Below are 19,077 nucleotides of genomic sequence, written 5' to 3'. Positions count from 1 at the left end.
CGCTCTTATAATAGAGAAGGATTAAAAAGACATTAGGAGTTGGACATGTTGAAAAAACGACAAGATTTACGAAATATAGCAATTATTGCCCACGTTGACCATGGTAAAACAACACTTGTTGACCAGTTATTACGTCAAGCGGGGACGTTCCGTGCGAATGAACATATTGAAGAACGCGCAATGGACTCAAATGATCTAGAAAGAGAACGTGGTATTACAATTTTAGCGAAGAATACTGCGATTCACTATGAAGATAAAAGAATTAACATTTTAGATACACCTGGTCACGCTGACTTCGGTGGAGAAGTAGAACGTATCATGAAAATGGTTGATGGTGTTCTACTTGTTGTTGATGCATATGAAGGTTGTATGCCACAAACACGATTTGTTTTAAAGAAAGCTCTTGAGCAAAACTTAACTCCAATCGTTGTTGTAAACAAAATTGACCGTGACTTCGCTCGCCCTGATGAAGTAGTTGATGAAGTAGTCGACTTATTCATCGAACTTGGTGCAAACGAAGATCAATTAGAGTTCCCAGTTGTATTTGCATCAGCAATGAATGGAACAGCAAGCTTAGATTCAAATCCAGCAAATCAAGAAGAGAATATGAAATCATTGTTTGACACAATTATTGAACATATTCCAGCACCAGTTGATAACAGCGAAGAGCCACTTCAATTCCAAGTAGCACTTCTTGATTACAATGACTATGTTGGTCGTATTGGGGTTGGACGCGTATTCCGCGGTACAATGAAAGTAGGACAACAAGTTGCATTAATGAAAGTTGACGGAAGTGTAAAACAATTCCGTGTAACTAAATTATTTGGTTACATTGGATTAAAACGTCAAGAAATTGAAGAAGCAAAAGCTGGAGATTTAGTAGCTGTTTCAGGTATGGAAGACATTAACGTAGGTGAAACGGTATGTCCGGTTGAGCATGAAGAGGCTTTACCATTATTACGTATTGATGAGCCAACACTACAAATGACATTCCTTGTAAATAACAGCCCATTTGCAGGTCGTGAAGGTAAATTTATTACTTCTCGTAAAATTGAAGAGCGTCTTCGTTCACAATTAGAGACAGATGTAAGTTTACGTGTAGATAATACAGATTCTCCTGATGCATGGATCGTATCTGGACGCGGAGAGTTACATTTATCTATCTTAATTGAAAACATGCGTCGTGAAGGTTATGAACTACAAGTATCTAAGCCAGAAGTAATTATTAAAGATGTTGATGGCGTAAGATCTGAGCCTGTAGAGCGCGTACAAATCGATGTGCCTGAAGAATACACTGGTTCTATTATGGAATCAATGGGTGCACGTAAAGGTGAAATGTTAGATATGGTGAATAACGGAAACGGTCAAGTTCGCCTTACTTTCATGGTTCCAGCACGTGGTTTAATTGGTTACACAACAGAATTCCTAACATTAACTCGTGGTTATGGTATTTTAAACCACACATTTGATTGCTACCAACCAGTACATGCTGGACAAGTTGGTGGACGTCGCCAAGGTGTTCTAGTTTCACTTGACGCAGGAAAAGCATCACAATATGGTATTATGCAAGTTGAAGATCGCGGTGTAATCTTCGTTGAACCAGGTACAGAAGTATATGCTGGTATGATCGTTGGAGAACATACACGTGAGAATGATTTAACAGTTAACGTTGTAAAAATGAAACAACAAACTAACATTCGTTCTGCAACGAAAGATCAAACTTCAACAATGAAAAAACCACGCTTAATGACTTTAGAAGAGTCATTAGAGTACCTAAACGATGATGAGTTCTGTGAAGTAACTCCAGAATCAATTCGTCTACGTAAAAAGATTCTTGATAAGAGTGAGCGCGAAAGAGCTGCTAAGAAAAAGAAATCTGTTGAAGCATAAAATATTAAAACAGCTACCTTTTATAAAGGTAGCTGTTTTTTTGTTTTTTTGTTTTTTTGTTTTTTTGTTTTTTTGTTTTTTTGTTTTTTTGTTTTTTTTTTTTAGAATATTTACTCTTTTTTGTGGACAGTATTTTTTTTGCGAGTTACTCTTGTATTAAGTACATAAAGAGAATTTGTTTCATGAGAAGAGGTGAAAGATATTGTTAGAAAGAATGTCATTTTTCGCGAAACTTTGTAAAGTTGATGAAAATCCAGAGTTAGGGATGTGGTTGCTTTATGGAACAATAATTTTATTAAGTGCACTTGTATATAATTTAGGATTTGCAAGGAAGCTATCGGTACTGAAAAATATAGTGATATATACATCTTTAGCAATCGGATGCACGGTATTAACTTTTTTTGCAGTTTTTTTACCTGTTGGAGAGGGGCTCGTTGTAGCGGCAATTGTATTTGGAATTTATAGACTGCGTTTACGTCAAGCTAAACAACAAAAAACAGGGTGAAAAAAGGAGGGGCTTTCATGCGCTCAGTACAAGATGCACTATATAATTGGTTAACAATTAAAACGGTTGCGGAAGCACGTCCAGATGATAGTGCTGCACAAGAAACGTATTTATTATTTCAAAATATGATATATGAAGAGCATAAATTACGAAATGTAGAAGTTGAAAAGAACGAGGAAATGTATTTGATTACATATGAAATTGATGGAGAAATAAGGTGTGCAAGATTTCCGGTAGAAGCCATTGATTGTTTTTTGGATCAGATGAATCGTGAACCAGAAAAATACAAATAAGTCCTTATCTATATGATTAAGGACTTATTTCCGGTTTACCAATCGTCTTCTACTTTTTTATCACGATATAATCGGAAATTACCACTCGCATGGCGTTCCATAGTACGCTCTGCAATTCGTTCCGTACATTCCATGCACATATATGTATGAATAGGGCGATTACGCAGTTTTTTTGCCATAGGATTTTCGTCATCTAACATATCTTTTTTATCACAAATCATACATTTGACTCTCATTTCGTCACCTCAATACGAATTCTATCAGTATAAGTATATCATGGAAGTATAATGTTTTTGAATAATAGCGGGAAAAAATAATATTTTCGCAATTCGAAAAATAGGTTATGATAAGGATATATAAAGAATATTTGGAGGTGGAAATATGGCGAATGTAGTTGAGCCTACATTGACAGATGACTTAGTACAATCTTTGCGTAAAGAGTGTATCGTTATGATAGCAACAACAGACTTCGAAAAACAAATCCCTAACGTAAGTGCTATTTCTTGGGTATATGCAGTGAGTGAAACTAGTATTCGATTTGCGGTAGATCAACGCTCACGTATTGTGGGAAATATACGGCATAGTGCAGGGGTTGTATTGACTATAATGGCGAATGAATCCGTATTTTCCATAAGTGGTGAAAGTGAAATTTTAACAGATAGAATGGAAGGGATTCCTCTAAAATTAACGGTAGTAGAAGTGACTGTGCAAGAAGTTCGTGATGTTATGTTTTATGGTGCGAAACTTGCTACTGAACCAACATATGAAAAAACATATGATCTTCGAGCTGCTAAAAAGCTTGATAATCAAGTATTAGTAGGAATGAAAGAATTATAAAGAAGATGAATAGGAACATCGTTCATAAACTTTTACAAGTGAGTATTGTGATTTAATGTGAAAAATTATAATTAAAAGTAATATATTGAATAGAAATGAATAAAAAATAAAGAAAAGGTTTAATTTCTATGAATTTCGATTCTACCTCGTTTTTACGGTACATATAATTATAACAATGGTTCGTCCATATTTATATGGATGAAACCCTTGTTCTACAAATTTAAAAGTGGAGTCAGGGGGTAACAGGTTGGATAAAATTTATGTGTTAGATACGAATGTACTTTTGCAGGATCCTTTATCTATTTTTTCATTTGCAACAAATGAAGTAGTGATTCCGGCAGTTGTATTAGAAGAGGTTGATTCGAAAAAACGTTATATGGATGAAGTAGGACGAAATGCTCGCTATGTATCTAAGTTAATAGACAAATTTCGTGAAATAGGAAAGCTGCATGAAAGTATTCCGTTAGAAAACGGCGGTACATTCCGTATTGAATTAAATCATCGCTCATTTGTTCAATTACAAGATATTTTTGTAGAAAAAACAAATGATAATCGAATTTTAGCGGTGGCAAAAAACCTATCTTTAGAAGAACAAGAAAAAGAGGACGGGAAATCAGTTATTTTAGTAAGTAAAGATGTACTCGTAAGGGTAAAAGCCGATGCAATCGGATTGCAGGCCGAAGATTATTTAAGTGACCGTGTAATTGAAGTGGAAAATATATATTCAGGATTTTTAGAAGGATATATATCAAAAGAACAGTTAGATTATTTTTATGAAAAAGGTGAACTGCCTTTATCTGAAATCGCAAATCATCCTTTTTATCCAAATCAGTTTGTTGTAATGAAAGATGCACTAGGGGGTTCTAGTTCTGCACTTGGGATTGTGGATCATTTAGGTAAGAAGGTAAAGAAACTTATTTTTCACAATGAGCAAGTGTGGGGGATACGTCCGCGAAACGTGCAGCAAATTATGGGATTAGAATTGCTACTTCGGGAAGATATTCCACTTGTAACATTAACAGGGAAAGCCGGTACAGGAAAAACGTTACTTGCATTAGCTTCGGGACTAATGCAAACGGAAGATTTAGGGTTATATAAAAAACTACTTGTCGCGAGACCAATTGTACCGGTAGGAAAAGATATAGGTTATTTACCAGGAGAGAAAGAGGAAAAATTAAGACCGTGGATGCAGCCTATTTTTGATAATCTAGAGTATTTATTCAATACGAAAAAGCCTGGGGAGCTAGATGCTATTTTAGCTGGGATGGGTTCGATTGAAGTAGAAGCGCTTACCTATATACGCGGGAGAAGTATTCCAGACCAGTTCATTATAATTGACGAGGCACAAAATTTAACGAAGCATGAAGTAAAGACGATATTAACAAGGGTAGGCGAAAAAAGTAAGATTGTATTAATGGGAGATCCTCAGCAAATTGATCACCCGTATTTAGATGAATATAATAACGGTTTAACATATGTTGTAGAGAAGTTTAAAGAACAACGTATTAGTGGTCATGTAAAGTTTGTTAAAGGAGAGCGTTCTAATTTAGCACAACTAGCAGCGGATTTATTATAAAAAGGAGTGAGCCTAAGCTCACTCCTTTTTTGCCTTTTAATTATACAATTTAAATGATTGTAAATTTACGGATGTTACGAATCGGATTTTGTCTATTAGATCCATCATGGAAATATAGATGAACAGGCCCGTCTTCTCGTAATGGTTTACCTTCTTTTGAAAAACCGAGAATAGCTTTATGGGCTGTTTCTAACGGAAGTGTAATTGTATTGTCTGTGGTTTCAATTTCGACTTGCGTAGCATCTTCTAAAATTTCAGCATTTTTAAGAAATGGATGAAGTGGTATGCCAAATGTCCCGTTAATAAGCTGTTCTTTTTTGTATTTCTTTACACTTTGTTGTATTGGCGGGAAGGCAGCGCCATCACGGATTTCGCGATCCCAATGCTCCGAAGTATGTTTTAAGTATGTTTCTAATTCGGATGATTCTTCTCTAGTTTCATCAAAGTAGGTTGTCAAATCTATTTTTCGATCATCGAAAATCCATACAGTTGGATCGATAGTGATTGGAAAACGAACTTTTCCATTAATAAATAAAATTTCGCTCATTATTGTTCCCCCATTTGTGTTATACTCCCACTTTTCAGTATAATAGTATTAGACACTGTTGTCACAAAAAATGTTTCTATTGCAATTTATTAAAACTATCGCTAATATTAATAGATATGAGAGAGTAGGACGGAAACGGAGGGAATCAATTTGGCGTCTGAGACAGTATCAAATCATCAGGAAAAGGCACTAGCCCTTCTACAAGCGGATGCAGAGAAGATTTTAAGACTTATTAAGGTACAAATGGACAATCTTACAATGCCGCAATGTCCATTATATGAAGAAGTTTTAGACACACAAATGTTTGGACTATCCCGCGAGGTCGATTTTGCGGTTCGCCTTGGTCTTATTGCAGAAGAACAAGGGAAAGCAATGTTAGGAGAGCTTGAACGTGAGTTGTCTGCACTTCATGAAGCATTTACAAACAAACAACAATAACGGGTTCAAATAAGGGGGCTCAAACTGAAATAGTTTGGGCTTTTTATTTGTATAATAAAGAAGGAAGAACCTATATACATATGGAATACAACAATAATTAAATTGAAACAGAAAGAGGAAATGAAATGAAAAAAGTATGGAAATCGATGGATTATTCATTATTACTTCCTCTTGTTATCTTATGTGTGCTGGGAGTCATAATGGTATATAGTTCTAGTTCCATTGTTGCGATTTCGAAGCATAACTGGCCAGCAAATTACTTTTTTAAAAGACAATTATTTATTCTAGCTGTTGGGACTATAGCATTAGTAATTATCGCTATTATCCCATATAAAGTTTGGAGAAAACGAATTTTTTTGTTGGGGAGTTATGGTGCTAGTGTTGCCTTATTAGCGGCAGCAGCCTTTTTCACTAAGAAAGTAAATGGTGCAAATGGATGGATATTTGGAATACAGCCTGCGGAATTTGTAAAGATAACAGTTATTCTCGTATTGGCTCATTTTTTTGCGAAAAGGCAAGAAACGAATACGTCCGTTTTTAAAGGGTCGGGACCGGTACTTTTAGGTGTTGGTTTAATTATGTTTTTAATTTTAAAGCAAAATGACTTAGGTACCGATATGTTAATTGCGGGAACGGTAGGAATTATGTTTCTTTGTTCGGGAGTCCGGATTAACTTATGGATTAAACGAATTGTTTTAACTTCTATAGTGTGGATTCCGGCACTATATTTTCTCGGAAATTATGCATTAAACCCGTATCAAAAGGCACGTTTTTCAGTTTTTCTTGATCCATTTAACGATCCTCAAAATGATGGGTTCCAATTAATAAATTCTTTTATTGGAATTGCTTCAGGAGGGCTAAATGGTCGAGGGTTAGGGAACAGTGTGCAAAAATATGGATACTTACCAGAACCGCAAACAGATTTTATTATGGCAATTATATCTGAAGAGCTTGGTTTTATAGGTGTAGCTGTCATTTTAATCTGTTTGTTACTTATTATTGTTCGGGCATTTAGGGTTGCACAAAAGTGCAAAGATCCGTTTGGAAGTTTAATAGCAATTGGAATTGCAAGTTTGTTTGGAGTTCAAACTTTTATAAATGTTGGTGGTATGTCTGGGTTAATACCCCTTACAGGAGTACCATTACCGTTTGTAAGTTATGGTGGGAGTTCTTTATTGGCTAATTTACTTGCAATGGGTATACTGTTAAATATTGCTAGTTATGTAAAACGACAAGAGAAACAACAAAACGAATTGACTAACGAAATAGAACAAGGTGGACCGCATCTTGTTGTTGTAAAATAAAAAACACATTGAGCTCTAGAGTTCAATGTGTTTTTTATGTTGTTAAGTTTCAAATGTGATATAACATTTATTCTTTTAAAATAAAAAGTATATTACATTTAAATAAATGTGATATACAATAGTGTTGTTAGAAAAGGAAGAGGTATGCTATACTATTTTTGTGAAACAAATTGATCAGAAAACTTATCATTTGTTGAAAAATAAGGTATGATGGATAAAAATAAAGTGAAGCTTTCTAAGTATAATATAATGTTGAAAGTGAAGAACTTCACGCTCTTTAGAGTGTGTATGTATTTTATCTCTAGAGTGGTAGGAAAATAGAGGGGGAAAATCATGATAAAGCTGCAACGTATTCAAAAAGTATTGGTAGCTAACCGTGGAGAGATAGCAATTCGTGTGTTCCGAGCATGTTCAGAACTTGGATTAAACACAGTTGCGATCTATTCTAAAGAGGATAGCGGTTCTTATCATCGCTATAAAGCCGATGAGTCCTATTTAGTTGGGGAAGGGAAAAAGCCAATTGATGCTTATCTAGATATTGAAGGCATTATTGAGATTGCGAAAAGTAATCATGTAGATGCAATCCACCCTGGATATGGTTTCTTGTCAGAAAATATTCAATTTGCAAAACGTTGCGAAGAAGAAGAGATTATCTTTATCGGTCCAAAAAGTAAGCATTTAGACATGTTTGGAGATAAAGTTAAAGCAAGAACACAAGCGCAACTAGCACAAATTCCAATTATTCCTGGTAGTGATGGCCCAGTAGATTCAATAGAAGAAGTTGAAGAATTTGCTGAAAAGTATGATTACCCGATTATTATTAAAGCATCCCTTGGTGGCGGCGGTCGCGGTATGCGTATTGTACGTGCTAGTGAAGAATTAAGAGAATCGTATAATCGCGCGAAATCAGAAGCAAAAGCAGCCTTTGGTAATGATGAAGTGTACGTTGAAAAATTCGTTGAAAAACCTAAACATATAGAAGTACAAATTTTAGCAGATGAAGAAGGTAATGTTGTACATTTATATGAGCGTGATTGCTCTGTACAACGACGCCATCAAAAAGTAGTTGAAATTGCACCAAGCGTGTCACTTTCAGATGATTTGCGTCAGCGTATTTGTGATGCTGCAGTAAAGTTAACGAAAAATGTAAATTATTTAAATGCTGGAACAGTTGAATTCCTAGTGAAAGATGATGAATTTTACTTTATTGAAGTAAACCCACGTGTTCAAGTAGAACATACAATTACAGAAATGATTACAGGAATCGATATTGTTCAATCACAAATTTTAATTGCAGATGGACATGCTTTACATAGCAAGATGGTAAGTGTGCCGAAACAAGAAGAGATTATTGTGCATGGTTATGCAATTCAATCTCGTGTAACGACAGAAGACCCACTTAATAACTTTATGCCTGATACAGGGAAGATTATGGCGTATCGATCGGGTGGTGGTTTTGGTGTGCGTCTTGACACAGGTAATAGTTTCCAAGGTGCAGTTATTACACCGTACTACGACTCTTTACTTGTAAAAGTTACAACTTGGGCACTTACTTTTGAACAAGCTGCTGCAAAAATGGAACGTAATTTAAAAGAATTCCGTATTCGTGGCATTAAAACAAATATTCCATTCTTAGAGAATGTAGTAAAACATAAAAACTTCTTATCAGGAGAGTATGATACTTCATTTATTGACGCGTCACCTGAACTATTCCTGTTCCCAAAACGTAAAGACCGTGGAACAAAAATGTTAAATTACATTGGTTCAGTTACAGTCAATGGCTTCCCGGGAGTAGGGAAAAAAGAGAAGCCAATTTTTCCAGATGCTCGTATACCAGATGTGACACACTCAGAACCAATTCAAAGTGGAACGAAACAAATTTTGGATGAGCGCGGGGCGGATGGATTAGTAAAGTGGGTTCAAGATCAAAAACGTATACTTTTAACGGATACAACATTCCGTGATGCACATCAGTCATTACTTGCAACTCGTATTCGTACAAAAGATTTACATCAAATTGCAGAGCCGACAGCGAGAATGTTACCGAACTTATTCTCAGCGGAAATGTGGGGCGGTGCAACGTTTGATGTTGCATATCGTTTCTTAAAAGAAGATCCATGGGAACGATTACTAGATCTTCGTGAAAAAATGCCGAATGTTTTATTCCAAATGTTACTTCGTTCTTCAAACGCAGTTGGATACAAAAACTATCCAGATAATTTAATTCAAAAATTTGTAGAATGTTCCGCGCAAGCTGGAATTGATGTGTTCCGTATTTTTGATAGCTTAAACTGGGTAGAAGGTATGAGAGTTGCAATTGATGCTGTACGAGATACTGGTAAAATTGCAGAAGCAACAATGTGTTACACAGGAGATATTCATGACCCGTTACGTAGTAAATATGATTTAAATTATTATAAAGATTTAGCAAAAGAGTTGGAAGCATCAGGAGCTCATATTTTAGGAATTAAAGATATGGCAGGCTTATTAAAACCTAATGCAGCATATGATTTAGTTTCAGCATTAAAAGAGACCGTATCGATTCCAATTCATCTGCACACTCATGATACGAGCGGAAATGGTATATTAACGTATACGAAGGCGATTGAAGCAGGTGTTGATATTGTCGATGTAGCAGTGAGCTCTATGGCTGGTCAAACGTCACAACCGAGTGCGAACACACTATACTATGCATTAGGCGGAAACGAGAGACAACCAGATGTTAATATAGACTCATTAGAAAAACTATCTCATTACTGGGAAGATGCCCGCAAATACTATGCTCCATTTGAAAGTGGTATGAACGCTCCTCACACAGAGGTATATATGCACGAAATGCCAGGCGGACAGTATAGTAATCTTCAACAACAAGCGAAGGCGGTTGGTTTAGGAGATCGCTTTGACGAAGTTAAAGTGATGTACCGTCGTGTTAATGACATGTTTGGAGATATTGTAAAAGTAACACCATCATCTAAAGTTGTCGGTGATATGGCATTATTTATGGTTCAAAATCATCTGACAGAACAAGATATTTTAGAGCGTGGAGATTCTATGGACTTCCCAGGATCTGTTGTTGAAATGTTCTCTGGAGATTTAGGCCAACCATACGGTGGTTTCCCGAAAGAATTACAAAATATTATTTTAAAAGGGAAAGAGCCGTTGACAGTAAGACCAGGTGAATTATTAGAGCCGGTAGATTTTGACGCTTTAAAAGAAGAGTTATTCCACAAACTTGGACGCGAAGTAACAATTTTTGATGTAGTCGCATATGCATTGTATCCAAAAGTGTTTATGGACTATGAAAAAGTTGCTGGGCTTTATGGAAATGTATCTGTGCTTGATACACCTACTTTCTTCTATGGAATGAGACTTGGTGAAGAAATTGATGTAGAAATCGAACAAGGTAAAACATTGATGGTTAAACTAGTTTCCATTGGGGAGCCGCAGCCAGATGGAAATCGTGTGCTTTACTTGGAATTTAATGGACAACCGCGTGAAATTATTGTGAAAGATGAAAGCGTGAAAGCAACTGTTGCACAGCGTGTGAAGGGGAATCGTGAAAATCCAAACCACATTAGTGCAACGATGCCAGGAACTGTTATTAAAGTAGTTGTAAAAGAAGGCGATGAAGTGAAAAAAGGTGATTCCATGGCAATTACAGAAGCGATGAAAATGGAAACGACGGTTCAGGCGCCATTTAGTGGTAAAGTGAAAAAAGTATATGTAAATGATGGGGATGCAATTCAAACGGGAGATTTACTCATTGAATTAGATCATTAAAATAAAGAAAAAGAGCTGTGCGAAAGCAGCTCTTTTTTGTGTGTAAATAATACCTTGCCGAATTGGCAAGGTATTATAGTTTTACTTTATTTTGTTTGCTTAGAAGTTGATTCAGCTTCTTTTGCATTGAATGTACTTCTTGTACCTAACATAACTAAATAGCATAGTACAGCAAACAGGCAAGAAATGAAGAGTGAATGTAATAATGCCATTGCTAAACTAGCATTTGTCAATACGACTAAAATCCCTACTATAGCTTGAAGTGTAACAAGGATAAATGAAATAATCCATCCCCAGTATACTACACGCTGCTGCTTGTAATGACGAATAGCTATAAACATCGCGTATAGTATCCAAACGAATATTAACATCGCTGCAACTCTATGTCCCATTTGGACCCACTCATGTAGTTGAGTTGGCATAGGTCTGTTTTTACTACATAAGGGGAAGTCTGGACAGGCTAAGGTAGCTCGTTCGTGACGTACTAAAGCTCCTGTGTAGACAACGATATAACTGTAAATTGTTACACCATAAATATGAAATTTCATTTTTTTGTCCATAATAAGTGAACGTGCATCAAATTTCTGATCAATTTCAAAAATAAGACACGTTAACAAGATGACAGAAGCAAATGAAATTAAGGAAATACCGAAATGAATAGCTAATACAGCAGGCATTTGTCCCCAAACAACTGCTGCCGCCCCCATTAATGCTTGTGCAACTAAAAATACGAAGGATAAAATTGCTAACATCTTTGTTTCGCGCACATGTTTATAATATTTCCAGGACAAGATACAAAGAAGAGTAACAAGGATTCCTGCTGATCCCGATGTTAAGCGGTGACTTAGCTCAATAATAGTTTCCATTGATAAATTAGATGGAAACCATTCACCGTTACAAAGTGGCCATGATTTACCGCACCCTTGGCCTGAACCTGTTTTTGTAACTAAAGCGCCTCCTAGTAAAACTACTAATAAATCGAGACTTGTAATGACTGCTAACCATTTAATAAAGCGTTGCAATCTCTTTCACCATCTTTCTGCTATGAAGTTATTGCGAAATATTTTCATTCCATTATGTATAGAATAAAACGTGCTACAGTCCTATGATATATAAAAAATAATAAAATAGCAAAGAAATGGAGGGCGAGGACAACGTACGTAGTATAAAGAAAAAAACGGGATTTTAAATACATATTTTAGGGGAAAATCAGGCTGTTTTGAAAAGAAATGGGGAGAATACATGCTAAATATGACAAAATAGTTTATTATAGAAGATAACATCATGTTATGATAAGGATAAATTAGAATAAAGTTTTTTAATGTTCGACACAAAAAGTTCATGTTTTCTTCACAAAATGTTCGGGAAATGTGATTTAATATATTGGAGTATGGGCGTAGATTAGTAGTAGAGTGGGTTAACAATATTTCTACTGTAATAATATTGCTATATAGAAGCGAAATATTTCACATGAAATATATGCTTAGAAAGATGATAGGTTTAAGAGGGGGTTAAAGTGATGAACCATGCAACAAGTGAGCTGCATGATGAGTCAGCTGTTTCGAGTGTACCGGAAACAACTCGGTTACAAGATTTATCAGCGCTCGTTAAAATGGGAATTGTAAACTCAAATACACTTACTGTATTTACAGGATTTTGGTTGGCTTTATATTTTAATGGATTGAGTGTTATGGACAATCTAGATAAGCTATTTTTCACAATCGTTGGTTCTGCATTAATTATGGCTGGGGTATGTTGTTTAAATAACTACATTGACCGAGATATCGATCCATTAATGGAAAGAACAAAAAACCGTCCAACGGTAACAGGTAAATATAAACCTGGCTTTGCACTTGCATTTGGACTTGTAATTTTACTTCTTGGCTTTGTATTTTTATTACTTACGACACCGATGGCAGTATTAATCGCATTTATTGGTGCCTTCACATATGTAGTTTTATATACATTATGGACGAAGAGAAAATATACGTTAAACACTGTTGTAGGTAGTATATCAGGAGCAGTTCCACCTTTAATTGGATGGGCGGCAATTGATCCGTCTTTAAGTCATCCAATTGCTTGGATGTTATTTTTAATTATGTTTGTTTGGCAAATCCCACATTTCCTCGCATTAGCGATGAAGCGTGTTGATGAATATCGAAATGCAGGAATCCCAATGCTTCCTGTTGTACAGGGATTTGATATTACGAAACGTCAGATTATGATTTGGACAGTATGTTTATTACCACTACCATTTTATATGAGTGGGCTTGGAATAACATTCATGGTAATTGCAACATTGCTTAACATCGGATGGATCGCATTAGGGTTTTATGGCTTCCGGAAGCAAGATGACATCAAATGGTCCGTAAAAATGTTTGTTTATTCCCTGAATTACTTAACAATCTTATTTGTGTCAATGATTGTAGTTACATTCTTCTAAGACAACGACATGATTGGATTTCTTTACGTTGAGATTTACTTTACTTAACTATAAAGTGCAATCTAATTCACAAAGAAAGTGGGGGTTGTTTGTATGAAGAAACAGTGGCGACTGCTTTCGTTCGTTTCACTGCTGGCTTTACTGTTAGGGGGATGCGGTAAAGCTTTTCAGTCTACGTTAATTCCGCAAGGAGAAGTAGCAAAAATGCAATATGATTTGCTCTTGCTAGCGAGTGCAATCATGGTAGGAGTAGTACTTGTAGTTACTATTATTTTCTTATATGTAATTGTGCGTTTCCGACAAAAAAAGGGTGAGGAAGATTATATTCCAGAGCAAGTTGAAGGAAATCACAAACTAGAAATTATATGGACAGTTATTCCGATTATTCTTTTGTTAATCTTGGCTGTTCCGACTGTTACATATACATTCAAGCTTGCTGATGTAAGTGCGATGGAGAAAAAGAATATTGATAAAGATACTATCGTTGTTGATGTAACAGCGAATCTTTATTGGTGGGAATTTTCTTATAAATCAGAAAAAATAGTAACTTCTCAAGATTTAGTTATCCCCACAGGTAAGAAAGTGTATTTGAATTTGAAGGGTGCCGATATTAAACATTCGTTTTGGGTTCCATCTTTAGCTGGGAAAATGGATACAAATACAGATAATGTAAACAAAATGTGGTTAAAGGCAGATAAATCGGGCACTTATAATGGTTTTTGTACAGAATTTTGTGGCCCATCACATTCTTTAATGCAGTTCAAAGTGAAAGCTCTGGATGAAAGCGAGTACAAAAAGTGGCTTGCTGACATGAAGAAGATTGATGGGAAAAAAGAAGTAGCTTCTACAAAGGCGCAAGAGGGTCAAGAAATATTTAATAAAAGCTGTATTGGTTGTCATGCAGTTGGATCAAATGATAGTAGACCACCTTCTGCTCGTATCGCACCGAACTTAGCAAACTTTGCAGATCGCGATATGGTTGCTGGTATTGCCGAAAATAATGAAGAGAACTTAAAAAAATGGCTCAAAGATCCTGAAAATATGAAACCAGGTAATAAAATGACTGGTAAATATGGCAACTTAACGGATGATCAAATTAATGAATTAAATGCATATTTACAAACGTTAAAGATTGAAAAGTAAAGAGGGATCATTTGCGAAGGGGAGGTTGAAAGCGTGAGTTCTGTAGCAAAAAAACAGGGGATGGGTGCTGTCATATGGGATTATTTAACGACAGTAGACCATAAAAAGATTGCCATTCTCTATTTAATTGCAGGTGGATTGTTTTTTGTAATAGGTGGAATAGAAGCACTATTTATTCGCCTGCAGTTAGCGATTCCTAACAATGCTTTTCTTGTTGGGGATGCTTATAATCAAGTATTAACGATGCACGGTACAACAATGATTTTCCTCGCAGCTATGCCACTCGTGTTTGCATTTATGAACGCCGCTGTACCACTTCAAATTGGAGCACGTGATGTGGCGTTCCCGTTTTTGAATTCGCTCGGATTTTGGTTATTTTTCTTTGGTGGATTATTTTTGAATTTAAGTTGGTTTTTAGGAGGAGCGCCTGATGCAGGGTGGACATCGTATGCATCTTTAGCTTTAGCCTCTAAAGGACATGGTGTTGATTTTTATGTACTTGGCTTGCAAATATCAGGTATTGGTACATTAATTGGAGGTATTAACTTCCTTGTTACAATTATTAATATGCGCGCGCCAGGGATGACGTACATGCGCATGCCGATGTTTACATGGACAACATTTGTAACATCTTCACTTATTTTATTTGCATTTCCACCATTAACTGTAGGATTAGGACTTTTAATGTTAGATCGTTTATTTGGCACAAGTTTCTTTAATCCGGCACTAGGTGGGAACACGATTATATGGGAGCATTTATTCTGGATCTTCGGTCATCCGGAAGTATACATTCTTATACTCCCAGCTTTCGGAATATTCTCAGAAATCTTCGCCACATTTTCGAAAAAACGATTATTCGGTTATTCCTCGATGGTGTTCGCGACAGTATTAATAGGGTTTTTAGGATTTATGGTATGGGCGCATCATATGTTTACTGTTGGTCTTGGGCCTGTTGCAAATGCTATCTTCTCAGTTGCAACAATGGCGATCGCAGTTCCGACGGGTATTAAAATATTTAACTGGCTCTTTACAATGTGGGGTGGAAGTATTAGGTTTACAACACCAATGATGTGGGCGGTAGCTTTTATTCCATCCTTCGTTATGGGTGGAGTTACAGGCGTTATGCTTGCTTCTGCACCAGCTGATTATCAGTTTCATGATAATTATTTCGTAGTAGCACACTTTCATTATGTAATTGTTGGTGGTGTTGTATTTGGTTTACTTGCAGGTGCGCATTATTATTGGCCACTTATGTTTAATAAAGTATTAAATGAAACGTTAGGAAAGATAACATTTTGGTTATTCTTTATCGGTTTCCATTTAACGTTCTTTATTCAACATTTCCTGGGTCTAATCGGTATGCCGCGTCGTTACTACACATATCTAGAGGGGCAAGGATTGGAAATGGGGAATATGATTAGTTCTATTGGAGCAGTGTTTATGGCTCTTGGAACGATTGTTCTTTTATTCAATGTAATAAAAACAACGGTATCAAAAGAGAAGGCTGGTCGTGATCCATGGGATGCTCGTACGTTAGAATGGACAATGCCAGCACCTACACCGGAATATAATTTCAAACAGTTACCATTTGTTCGCGGATTAGATCCGTTTTGGATTGAAAAACGTGAGGGTAATAAAGAGATGACAGCAGCGGAACCAGTCGGTGATATTCATATGCCAAATTCTTCATTTTCACCGTTTATTATTTCTCTAGGCCTATTTATAGCTGCTTTTGGTGCAATGTATATGCAGGGCGGCAAAGATAAATTTTGGTTATTAGTAGCAATTATCGGTTTAATCATTACATTTGGTACAATGTTCCGTCGTTCAGTAATTGATGATCATGGATATCATATTCATAAGGAAGATTTAGATGATAAGGGGGGCAAGGCGTAATGCATGTAGATGAGAAATTAACGAATGAAACATTTCCAGCAGAGCCTGAAAAAGCAACCCTTGAAGGGAAAAATAAGTTTGTTGGTTTTTGGTTATTTCTTGGAGGCGAAACAGTGTTGTTCGCTTCCTTATTTGGCACATATTTAGCGTTAAAGAACTCTACAAATGGTGGACCAACATCTCAAGAGATGTTTCAAATGCCGCTCGTTTTCATTATGACGATGCTTTTGTTAACAAGTAGTTTAACGAGTGTATACGCAATGTATCACATGAAAAATTTCAACTTTAAGAAAATGCAACTTTGGTTACTTGTAACAGTGTTGCTTGGCTTAGGATTTTTGGGGTTTGAAATATATGAGTTTTATCATTATACGCATGAATTTAAGCATACTATGAGAAGTAGTGCATTTGGTTCTGCATTTTATGCTCTTGTTGGTACACACGGGCTCCACGTGTTGTTTGGATTATGTTGGATTTTAACATTAATCTTTAGAAACGCGAAGAGAGGTTTAAATTTATACAACGCACCAAAGTTTTATGTTGCATCAATTTATTGGCACTTTATTGACGTAGTTTGGGTGTTTATTTTCACTGTAGTATATTTGATGGGAATGGTGGGATAAACAATGGCGGTTAAGCAAACGAATAATCCTAAGGTGGATCTTGTTTATCGGAAGAGAAAAAGTGCAGAGGAAATGAAGCACCAAGTTATTACATTTTCACTAATGATTTTTTTAACATTAGTTGCATTTGCAGCGGTGGCATATCCGAAAACATTTAGCCCGATTTTTTCGGTTCCATTTATATTATTGTTAGCAGTCGTTCAAGTTATATTTCAGTTATATTATTTCATGCATATGAGTCATAAAGGGCATGAAGCGGCGAGTTTCTTCTTGTACTCTGGATTGTTAATTGGTTTATTAACAATATTAGCCTTTATGACAATTGTGTGGATTTAAACAGTGATAGTAGGGGGCTCTGATTTATCATAGCCCTCTTTTTATATGAAATATAAGGATTTTGAAAAGGTAGGTGTGGAAATGGAAAACTTATGGGTATTTGGTTTTCAAGCTTTATGGAGTCCGATTTTTTTATTATTCATGATCTCGATTCTTATTAGTTATTTTTTAATTATTGGACCATATAGAACGCGATTTGAAAATGCGACGAAGGTAAGTAAGAAGCAAATTTTTTATTTTACGACCGGGATTGTTCTTTTGTATTTTGTAAAGGGAGGACCTATTGATTTAATTGGTCATATTATATTTAGTGCACATATGTTTGAGATGGCAGTAATGTATATTGCGGTGCCTCCGTTATTACTGCTTGGTATACCTGTTTGGTTATATCGTTATATTACTTCTTTTAAGTTCGTTCAAATTGTGATAAAGTTTTTTGCTAAGCCACTTATTGCGTTGTTTGTATTTAATGGCCTGTTTTCCTTTTATCATTTGCCAATTGTTTTTGATGCAGTAAAACAAAGTCAAATAGCGCATCCTATTTGCCTTGCTATATTGTTTTTTGCAGCAATGATGATGTGGTGGCCGATGTTAAATCCGCTGCCAGAATATCAAACTTTAAGTGATATTAAGAAGCTTGGTTACATGTTTGCTAATGGTATTTTATTAACGCCAGCTTGTGCGTTAATAATTTTTGCGACTGCACCATTATTTGCAACATATACAGATCCGGCCGCTTGGATGAAGGCAATGGAACTCTGTGTACCGGTGGGTACTTTATCAGATTTAAATATAACTGGACCAGAATTTTTACATTGGATGCCGGTAGTACAAGACCAGCAAACAGGTGGTATCATTATGAAAATTGTCCAGGAAATAGTGTACGGCACGATTATCGGTTATGTGTTCTTTAAATGGGCACGTAGAGAGCGTGAAAAGGATAAAGAGCAGCTGCAAGAGTTACCTCCTTATTTGCAGACGAAATAAAAACTAGCGCATCGTATTGATGCGCTAGTTTTTTGTTATTCAATAATTTGAAATTCTTTCAACTCTTTTTCAATATTTTGTAGGAGTTGTTCGCTTTTTTGAAGTACATTCGTTGGGAAAATCTCATCATCTCCATATTCAACGCCATGAGGATAATAATGTTTTCCTAATAAGGGTGGCAATAGTTTTACTTGAGCGTGTCTGCCGCCGATGTCACCTTCAACAGCAAATCCTTGTACACGTAAATAATAAATATCCTTTAATATTTCAAATTTATAATCATATGTAACGCGTTCGTAATCCCATTGTCCAGCAAGTACAAAATGATTGTTTTCCATAATCTCAGTTAAAAGAGTTAAATCAACGACTGCATCATTAAATTTTGTATTTGTAAATTGCATGAAATACCTCCTTCTTTTAATGTTAGTGCATTATTTTTATAATAGTATGAATAATAAGAAAGTGCAATTCATATTGCG

At 35.9% G+C, this 19,077-nt stretch carries 18 protein-coding genes; 14 read left to right on the top strand and 4 right to left on the bottom strand.

Annotated elements, in window-relative coordinates; all coding sequences use genetic code 11:
• The first annotated feature begins 45 nt into the window (after positions 1-45).
• The 3 genes from typA to FT637_RS01910 all read left to right on the top strand — a co-directional run bounded on the left by typA (position 46) and on the right by FT637_RS01910 (position 2,688).
• Positions 46-1,890, top strand: a complete 1,845-nt coding sequence (gene typA, locus FT637_RS01920; protein WP_002160682.1) for a translational GTPase TypA — start codon at positions 46-48, stop codon at positions 1,888-1,890.
• Positions 1,891-2,092: 202 nt separating this feature from the next.
• Positions 2,093-2,395 (top strand): YlaH-like family protein, encoded by a 303-nt coding sequence (locus FT637_RS01915; RefSeq protein ID WP_193644918.1) that lies wholly within the window; start codon positions 2,093-2,095, stop codon positions 2,393-2,395.
• A gap of 17 nt (positions 2,396-2,412) precedes the next feature.
• Positions 2,413-2,688, top strand: a complete 276-nt coding sequence (locus FT637_RS01910) for a hypothetical protein (RefSeq protein ID WP_002121986.1) — start codon at positions 2,413-2,415, stop codon at positions 2,686-2,688.
• Between the two features lie 35 nt (positions 2,689-2,723).
• On the opposite strand, the gene FT637_RS01905 is transcribed toward FT637_RS01910, so the two are convergent.
• The gene (locus FT637_RS01905; protein WP_002111485.1) at positions 2,724-2,924 is read right to left on the bottom strand and encodes a YlaI family protein; all 201 of its coding nucleotides are present in this window, start codon (positions 2,922-2,924) and stop codon (positions 2,724-2,726) included.
• 145 nt (positions 2,925-3,069) lie between these two features.
• On the opposite strand from FT637_RS01905, the gene FT637_RS01900 reads away from it, so the two are divergent.
• Both FT637_RS01900 and FT637_RS01895 read left to right on the top strand, forming a co-directional pair.
• Complete coding sequence (locus FT637_RS01900) at positions 3,070-3,525, top strand: pyridoxamine 5'-phosphate oxidase family protein (protein ID WP_002121984.1); 456 nt, start codon at positions 3,070-3,072, stop codon at positions 3,523-3,525.
• Between the two features lie 247 nt (positions 3,526-3,772).
• The gene (locus FT637_RS01895) at positions 3,773-5,101 is read left to right on the top strand and encodes a PhoH family protein (protein WP_002088317.1); all 1,329 of its coding nucleotides are present in this window, start codon (positions 3,773-3,775) and stop codon (positions 5,099-5,101) included.
• Between the two features lie 49 nt (positions 5,102-5,150).
• On the opposite strand, the gene FT637_RS01890 is transcribed toward FT637_RS01895, so the two are convergent.
• Positions 5,151-5,648, bottom strand: a complete 498-nt coding sequence (locus FT637_RS01890; RefSeq protein WP_078172903.1) for a hypothetical protein — start codon at positions 5,646-5,648, stop codon at positions 5,151-5,153.
• A gap of 150 nt (positions 5,649-5,798) precedes the next feature.
• Between FT637_RS01890 and FT637_RS01885 the strand changes: the two genes are divergently transcribed.
• The 3 genes from FT637_RS01885 (at position 5,799) to pyc (ending at position 11,170) form a co-directional block, all read left to right on the top strand.
• Positions 5,799-6,086, top strand: coding sequence for a YlaN family protein (locus tag FT637_RS01885; protein ID WP_000135698.1), 288 nt, complete (start codon positions 5,799-5,801; stop codon positions 6,084-6,086).
• A 125-nt stretch (positions 6,087-6,211) separates the two neighbouring features.
• Entirely contained in the window at positions 6,212-7,390 is a 1,179-nt protein-coding gene (locus FT637_RS01880) for an FtsW/RodA/SpoVE family cell cycle protein (RefSeq protein ID WP_193644917.1), read from the top strand.
• 333 nt (positions 7,391-7,723) lie between these two features.
• Positions 7,724-11,170, top strand: coding sequence for a pyruvate carboxylase (pyc, locus tag FT637_RS01875; RefSeq protein WP_193644916.1), 3,447 nt, complete (start codon positions 7,724-7,726; stop codon positions 11,168-11,170).
• An 86-nt stretch (positions 11,171-11,256) separates the two neighbouring features.
• Here the strand turns inward: pyc and ctaA are convergent, their stop codons facing one another.
• A complete protein-coding gene (gene ctaA, locus FT637_RS01870) occupies positions 11,257-12,192 on the bottom strand; it encodes a heme A synthase (RefSeq protein WP_193644915.1) in 936 nt (311 codons plus the stop codon).
• Between the two features lie 497 nt (positions 12,193-12,689).
• On the opposite strand from ctaA, the gene ctaB reads away from it, so the two are divergent.
• From ctaB to ctaG, 6 genes are all read left to right on the top strand, one after another.
• Positions 12,690-13,613, top strand: coding sequence for a protoheme IX farnesyltransferase (gene ctaB / locus FT637_RS01865; protein WP_193644914.1), 924 nt, complete (start codon positions 12,690-12,692; stop codon positions 13,611-13,613).
• Between the two features lie 93 nt (positions 13,614-13,706).
• Positions 13,707-14,756: a cytochrome c oxidase subunit II gene (gene coxB / locus FT637_RS01860; RefSeq protein WP_193644913.1), complete on the top strand. Its 1,050-nt coding sequence runs from the start codon at positions 13,707-13,709 to the stop codon at positions 14,754-14,756.
• A gap of 60 nt (positions 14,757-14,816) precedes the next feature.
• On the top strand, positions 14,817-16,652 hold the full coding sequence (gene ctaD / locus FT637_RS01855) for a cytochrome c oxidase subunit I (RefSeq protein ID WP_193645512.1): 1,836 nt from the start codon (positions 14,817-14,819) through the stop codon (positions 16,650-16,652).
• Positions 16,652-17,275 carry a cytochrome c oxidase subunit III gene (ctaE, locus tag FT637_RS01850; RefSeq protein WP_000557861.1) on the top strand — a complete coding sequence of 208 codons (624 nt, stop codon included), beginning with the start codon at positions 16,652-16,654 and terminating at the stop codon, positions 17,273-17,275. The genes ctaD and ctaE overlap by 1 nt, the downstream gene beginning before the upstream one ends.
• Positions 17,276-17,278: 3 nt before the next feature.
• Complete coding sequence (gene ctaF, locus FT637_RS01845; RefSeq protein ID WP_002121961.1) at positions 17,279-17,611, top strand: cytochrome c oxidase subunit IVB; 333 nt, start codon at positions 17,279-17,281, stop codon at positions 17,609-17,611.
• 81 nt (positions 17,612-17,692) lie between these two features.
• Positions 17,693-18,598 carry a cytochrome c oxidase assembly factor CtaG gene (ctaG, locus tag FT637_RS01840; protein WP_193644912.1) on the top strand — a complete coding sequence of 302 codons (906 nt, stop codon included), beginning with the start codon at positions 17,693-17,695 and terminating at the stop codon, positions 18,596-18,598.
• 35 nt (positions 18,599-18,633) lie between these two features.
• On the opposite strand, the gene FT637_RS01835 is transcribed toward ctaG, so the two are convergent.
• Positions 18,634-18,999: a YugN family protein gene (locus FT637_RS01835; RefSeq protein WP_193644911.1), complete on the bottom strand. Its 366-nt coding sequence runs from the start codon at positions 18,997-18,999 to the stop codon at positions 18,634-18,636.
• Positions 19,000-19,077 lie beyond the last annotated feature (78 nt).

The sequence above is a fragment of the Bacillus cereus genome (genome assembly GCF_015071065.1).
Taxonomy (GTDB): Bacteria; Bacillota; Bacilli; order Bacillales; family Bacillaceae_G; genus Bacillus_A; species Bacillus_A cereus_BA.
The sequence above is the reverse complement of the archived record's forward strand: the minus strand, read 5'-3'. Positions and strand labels throughout refer to the sequence as shown.

Coding starts and splice junctions, on each gene's coding strand:
- FT637_RS01880 (WP_193644917.1), top strand. CDS start 6,212: ATGAAAAAAGTATGGAAATCGATGGATTATTCATTATTACTTCCTCTT.
- pyc (WP_193644916.1), top strand. CDS start 7,724: ATGATAAAGCTGCAACGTATTCAAAAAGTATTGGTAGCTAACCGTGGA.
- ctaD (WP_193645512.1), top strand. CDS start 14,817: ATGGGTGCTGTCATATGGGATTATTTAACGACAGTAGACCATAAAAAG.
- FT637_RS01900 (WP_002121984.1), top strand. CDS start 3,070: ATGGCGAATGTAGTTGAGCCTACATTGACAGATGACTTAGTACAATCT.
- FT637_RS01835 (WP_193644911.1), bottom strand. CDS start 18,999: ATGCAATTTACAAATACAAAATTTAATGATGCAGTCGTTGATTTAACT.
- FT637_RS01890 (WP_078172903.1), bottom strand. CDS start 5,648: ATGAGCGAAATTTTATTTATTAATGGAAAAGTTCGTTTTCCAATCACT.
- typA (WP_002160682.1), top strand. CDS start 46: ATGTTGAAAAAACGACAAGATTTACGAAATATAGCAATTATTGCCCAC.
- ctaE (WP_000557861.1), top strand. CDS start 16,652: ATGCATGTAGATGAGAAATTAACGAATGAAACATTTCCAGCAGAGCCT.
- ctaF (WP_002121961.1), top strand. CDS start 17,279: ATGGCGGTTAAGCAAACGAATAATCCTAAGGTGGATCTTGTTTATCGG.
- ctaB (WP_193644914.1), top strand. CDS start 12,690: ATGAACCATGCAACAAGTGAGCTGCATGATGAGTCAGCTGTTTCGAGT.
- FT637_RS01905 (WP_002111485.1), bottom strand. CDS start 2,924: ATGAGAGTCAAATGTATGATTTGTGATAAAAAAGATATGTTAGATGAC.
- ctaG (WP_193644912.1), top strand. CDS start 17,693: ATGGAAAACTTATGGGTATTTGGTTTTCAAGCTTTATGGAGTCCGATT.
- coxB (WP_193644913.1), top strand. CDS start 13,707: ATGAAGAAACAGTGGCGACTGCTTTCGTTCGTTTCACTGCTGGCTTTA.
- FT637_RS01910 (WP_002121986.1), top strand. CDS start 2,413: ATGCGCTCAGTACAAGATGCACTATATAATTGGTTAACAATTAAAACG.